A 5,092-nucleotide genomic window follows, 5' to 3' on the forward strand; every position below is an offset into this window, starting at 1 on the left:
ATCCATGGTTCGAAACGGACGTTCTTCCGGTGCTGCGTCGCGACGTGCGCCGGCTCATTGGATAGATACCATGCGTGGAGTCTTTCGTCTGGCGCTCGGATCGGCCCTCGTCGCGGGGCTGACTTTCGGCTGCGCGCCGCGGCTGATGGCGACGGGAGACCCTGTCTACACGCCCAAGATCGAGCAGACGAATGTCGTGACCTCCGACGGCGCGCGGCTTCCCTTGCGCATCTGGGCCGCGCCCGACGCCAAGGCCATTCTCATCGGCGTGCATGGATTCAACGACTACTCAAACGCCTTCGACATGCCGGGGCGATGGTTCATCGAGCATGGGATCAGCGTCTATGCCTATGACCAGCGCGGCTTCGGTCAGGCGCCGGGGCGAGGGCTGTGGGCCGGCGATACGCGCATGGCCGACGATCTCGACGCGGTGGTGGGCCTCGTGCGTGCGCAGCATCCTAATGTGCCGGTCTACCTGCTCGGCGAAAGCATGGGCGGCGGCGTCGCCATGCGTGCTTTCGCGTCGCCCAATCCTCCCAAGGTCGACGGCGTGATCCTCGCCGCGCCCGCCGTGTGGGGCTGGCGTTCGATGAATGCCTTCTACGAGGTCGTTCTGTGGACGAGCGCGCACATGCTGCCGGAGATGACGGTGACCGGGCGCGGCCTCGACATCAGGCCGTCCGACAATATCGAGATGCTGCGGGCGCTCGGCCGCGATCCGCTGGTCATCAAGGGAACGCAGGTCGGCACCATCTACGGGCTCGTCAACCTGATGGATGCCGCCGCAGCGGCCGCGCCGCGCATCGACGTGCCGGTCCTGCTGCTCTATGGCGCGCATGACCAGATCGTGCCGGAACTGCCGGTAGCCGACGCCTATGCGGCGATGAAGGGTGCCCATGTCCCGGTGACGGCGGCGTGCTACGCTAACGGCTATCACATGCTGATGCGCGATCTCGAACGCGAGGTCGTCTGGAAGGATGTCGCGGCCTGGATCGCCGATCCGGACGCTCCGCTTGCATCCGGGGCCGGCGATCTGCGCCCATGCGCGGCTCTTGCCGCAGCAAAATGATTTCCTGAAGCGAAGCGGGGTCCGCCTCAGCCCCCGGTCGAGGCCAGCGCCGCTTCGCCCTCGGGTTCTTCCTCCGGAGGCGTGGCGGCGGGCGTTTCCGGCGCGGCGCCGTCGAGAATGTCTTCCATATCGATGTTGAAGCGCGTTCCGATCTCGCGGCCGAGATCGCGGATGAGGTCCGGCACGGCGGCGAGATGCGGTTTCTCGGCGAGGAGGATTGCGCGGAAGAGACGCCCCTTCAGCTTCGTCAGGTCGATGCCCGATGCGGCGATGTTCGGGCCGGCCGTGCTGGTGACGATGTCGACCAGACGGTCGGCGGCATGGAGGCGGCCCCACAGATAATCGTTTTCACGCGCACGCCGACTGAAGAAGGCGGCGAAGTGGCCGAGGTCGCGGCCCATCAATGTCGCCTGCGCGCCGCCGGAGCGGATCGCCTTGGCGTCTTCCGGGCTGATGCGGTCGACCTGCACCGTGTCGACGTCGTCGAGATCGTTCCATTTGTTCAAGGGAAGCGTCAGCACATCGAAGAAGGGGAAGCCGACAAAGGCATGGATGAGTTCGAGACGCGCCGCATGCGGCAGATAGCTCGCCGACATGACGGAGATCGTCTGGTCGATGATGTGGTCGGCGCCGACCAGATCGAGCGTGGGGCCGATGTGCTCGATCAGCCTGTCGATATCGCCGCAGTCCGGCATGCCGTTCGCGAAAATTTCGGCGCACATGCTCGCGACTGCCGGCGTGCGCATGCGGTCGCGCGGCCGGCTGTTCAGAAGCTCGAGGCATTCGTAGAGGCTCGCCTTGAATTCATCGAGGGCGTTCGTGTAGTTCACGTCGCCGCCCTGCTCCTCGTAGAGTTCATTGAGGCGGCGGATCACGAACCGCAGACGGCGGATGCGGAAACTCAGATCGAAGTCGCGCAGGAAGCGAACCCAGCTCGTCGCCGCCGTGGGCGCTTCGACCCTGCCGTCGACCTTGGTCCAGAGGACCGGAAATATACCGCGGTCGCGCGCCCAGTCCTCGACGGCGCGGGACAGCGCCAGACGGTCGCTCGGCTGGAGCGTCTTGCCGCTCGCCTCGCCGATGAAGCGGGCGAGGCCGTCGAGCACGGAACTCACCTTCAACTGGATGTAGCCGTCATAGGCATAGCCCGCCTCGACGGCGGCTTGTGCGTTGGCCTTGTTGCGCCAGTCCGCCAGCGCATGCGGGGTCGGCGCGATATTCGGCGCACCTTCCAGCAATTCGCGGATGCGCGCGGCGACATGCGGCCTTGTCGCGGCGACGATCTGGCGGTACTGGCGGATGCGCTCCGAAAATTCGTGAACGGATTCGAGTTCGTCGCGGACCGGCTGATTGCGCGGAATGTCGGAGAGCGCGCCGCGGATCGTGTGGAAGAAGCCCGGCGCCATGCCGCCGCCTTCGAGATGGCCGCCTTCGGGATCGGGGTCGATATAGACGATGCGGCGGTCGACTTCGCGATAGGCCGGCCGGCCACGCAGCGAGGCGATCGCCGCGCCGAAGGGCTTGTTGTTCAGCACGCTTCCGTCGATGAAGGACGACTTCACCGGGTCGGCGCCGGAAGCGACGATGGGCTTGAAGTTGCCGGCGAGAAATTCGGCGCGGGTCGGCCAGGTCTCGCCGCGGGTTTCGAGAACCTCGTCGATTTCACCAATCTGTGCGGCCGGGAAGGCGCCGGGAAAGGACGAGGTCGCGCGCGCGGCAAAGACGAGCCCCGGCACGTGATCGCGATCGAAATCCGTCTCGGTGCGGCCGCCCGGATGCTGCATATAGCCGAATTTCAGCATGTGGCGATGCTCGCGCTCGCGGATCGAGGGCGGATCGTGGAGCGGAATGTTTTCCGCAAATCCGTAGAAGTCGGTGACCGAGACGATGAGTTCGAGCCTGTGCCCGACGGGCAGCAACGAGCCGCCGGGATGCGCGCCTTCTTCCATCGCCCGACAGGCGTCGAGCAGCATGTTGGTCATCAACTCGCCCGAGAAGGGCGGCTTGAACCAGCGCGAGCGTGTGAAGAGCAAAAGCTTCTGGCGCATTTCGGCGTCCGGCGCGAATTGCGAAAGCCAGCGATTGTTGATCGCCCAGAAGACCGGCTTCATGAAGAGCTTGCTCCACTTGCCGGCAATATGTTCCTCGTCCATCAGGGCGAGGATGTCGGCCTGCTCGAGCCACATCCTGCGATGCCTGTCGAGGGGAAGGTCGTGCGCAAGGGCCCGGGCGAGCAGGACGCCGTTGATGCCCCCGGCGGAGGCCCCAGCGATCGTGTCGACGAAGACACGCAGATCGAGCGTGCCGCCTATCGCGCGCAGCAGCTCGAAATAGAGTTCCTCGGTGTCGCACTCGCGGCCGTTGGAGGCGTCGAGATCCGAAAAATTCGCGGTCTGGCGGCGAACGTGGTTCGGCTCTCCATGATAGACGCGCGAGGCCCGCACAAGCTTCAGAATCTCCCGTGACACGCCGTACATGTAGACGGCGAGGGAAACCCCGCCGTAGCAGACGAGGGCGAGCCTGAGTTCCTTTTCCTTCATGCCGAGGATCGAGCTCCAGATCGGACTCCGGCGAGCCGAGACGGATCATGTTACCCGTCATTGGTAAAGGAACATTAACGATGTTGGGAAGGCAATTCCGGCGGCCGATGCGAAAAGCGGTGGGGGCAGGGCGCGGCATCCGGCCTCGGAGGTTCCGTGCACTGGCCCCTTGGGCACCTTCGCCGTCGGTACATTTTTACCGATTTGGGAAATTCCCCCTTAAACCCCCAATGGAATAATGGCCTTCGCAATTCCCGGACGTTTCGGGACGGGAGCTTCAGCTTCGGGCAAGTGAACAAGATGACCTCAGAAGAGCACATTCGCCGCAAGGTGCTTCTCTACTGGATATCGATGGAGGACCGACTCTATCTTTTCCGCTGTTCGTTTCCGCTGGCTCTTGCCGTGACGACGATGAGTGCGAGCGGCCTTACCAGTGGTGTCGGCTGGTTCATCGCCGCGGTTGCGCTCGATACGGGAACGCTCATCTGGCGGCGTGCCGTCAAACGAAACATCGTCGATGTCGACACCGAGCGCTGCTGGCGCGATGCCGGCCTTTTTCATGTCGCCGCGGTCGCGACCTATACGATCGCGGGCTACAACTGGGTGCTGGCCGAGCCGAAGAATTTCGTGGTGACGGCCATCGTTTTCGGGGCGAGCCTGATGACGCATTGCTCGTGGGTTCCGACCATGCGGGTGTGGCCCAATATCGTCTCGCTCATCCTGCCATTCTCGCTGATCGTCTTTGCAGCGGAACAGGCGCATCTCCTGACCGTGCTTTCCGGCATGCTCTGTATCGTGCTTCTCGGTACCACGGCGGTCATCATGCATTTCAACCGGCAGAAATATTTCGAGACCTTCGCGCAGTTGCAGGCCGAACAGGATCTGACGCGCAAGCTCGACGATGCCTTCGAGACGGCGGTGCTCGAAAAGGCGCGGGCCGAAGAGGCGAACCGCGTCAAATCGGATTTTCTCGCGACGATGAGCCACGAAATCCGTACGCCTATGAATGCAATCATGGGATTTTCCGATCTCATCACCCAGATGAGCAAGGAGCCGAAGACGCGGGAATACGGTCAGTATATTCACGATGCCTCGGTGGGGCTTCTGACGGTGCTGAACGATGTGCTGATGTTCTCAAAGATCGAGGCCGACAAGATCGAGCTCGACGAACGGCCGGCGGAGTTGGCCGCGCTTTTCGAGTCGCTTCTGTTCTGGCGCGAGAAGGCGCGCGAGAAGAACATCCGGCTCGAAATGGACTATCGCGAGCTCCCCGAGGAAACCGTCTTCGCCGACGAAGGCCGGCTGCGGCAGATTCTTTCGAATTTCGTATCCAACGCAATCAAGTTCACACCGGTCGGCGGTGAAATTCATGTCGGCTGCCATGTGGTCGAGCGGCAGGACGATTGCGTGCGCATCCGTTTCGAGGTGCGGGACACGGGGATCGGCTTCAGCGACGATGTCGCGATGCGCCTCTTCAAGCCTT

3 protein-coding genes are annotated in these 5,092 nt (G+C 63.4%); 2 read left to right on the plus strand and 1 reads right to left on the minus strand.

What is annotated here, in order from left to right:
- The first annotated feature begins 70 nt into the window (after nt 1–70).
- Nucleotides 71–1,069, plus strand: a complete 999-nt coding sequence (locus tag VMR03_RS11150; RefSeq protein WP_325405188.1) for a lysophospholipase — start codon at nt 71–73, stop codon at nt 1,067–1,069.
- A gap of 26 nt (nt 1,070–1,095) precedes the next feature.
- Here VMR03_RS11150 and VMR03_RS11155 read toward each other — a convergent pair whose 3' ends face one another.
- Nucleotides 1,096–3,609, minus strand: coding sequence for a patatin-like protein (locus VMR03_RS11155; protein ID WP_325405190.1), 2,514 nt, complete (start codon nt 3,607–3,609; stop codon nt 1,096–1,098).
- Between the two features lie 300 nt (nt 3,610–3,909).
- Here VMR03_RS11155 and VMR03_RS11160 point away from each other — a divergent pair.
- Nucleotides 3,910–5,092 (plus strand): sensor histidine kinase (locus VMR03_RS11160; RefSeq protein ID WP_325405192.1); only part of this gene is annotated, 1,183 nt, incomplete at its 3' end.

The sequence above is a fragment of the Parvibaculum sp. genome (assembly GCF_035511255.1).
In the GTDB taxonomy this organism is placed as follows: domain Bacteria; phylum Pseudomonadota; class Alphaproteobacteria; order Parvibaculales; family Parvibaculaceae; genus Parvibaculum.

Excerpts from the sequence above, each read along its gene's own strand:
- VMR03_RS11150 (WP_325405188.1), top strand. The coding sequence starts at position 71 with ATGCGTGGAGTCTTTCGTCTGGCGCTCGGATCGGCCCTCGTCGCGGGG.
- VMR03_RS11155 (WP_325405190.1), bottom strand. The coding sequence starts at position 3,609 with ATGAAGGAAAAGGAACTCAGGCTCGCCCTCGTCTGCTACGGCGGGGTT.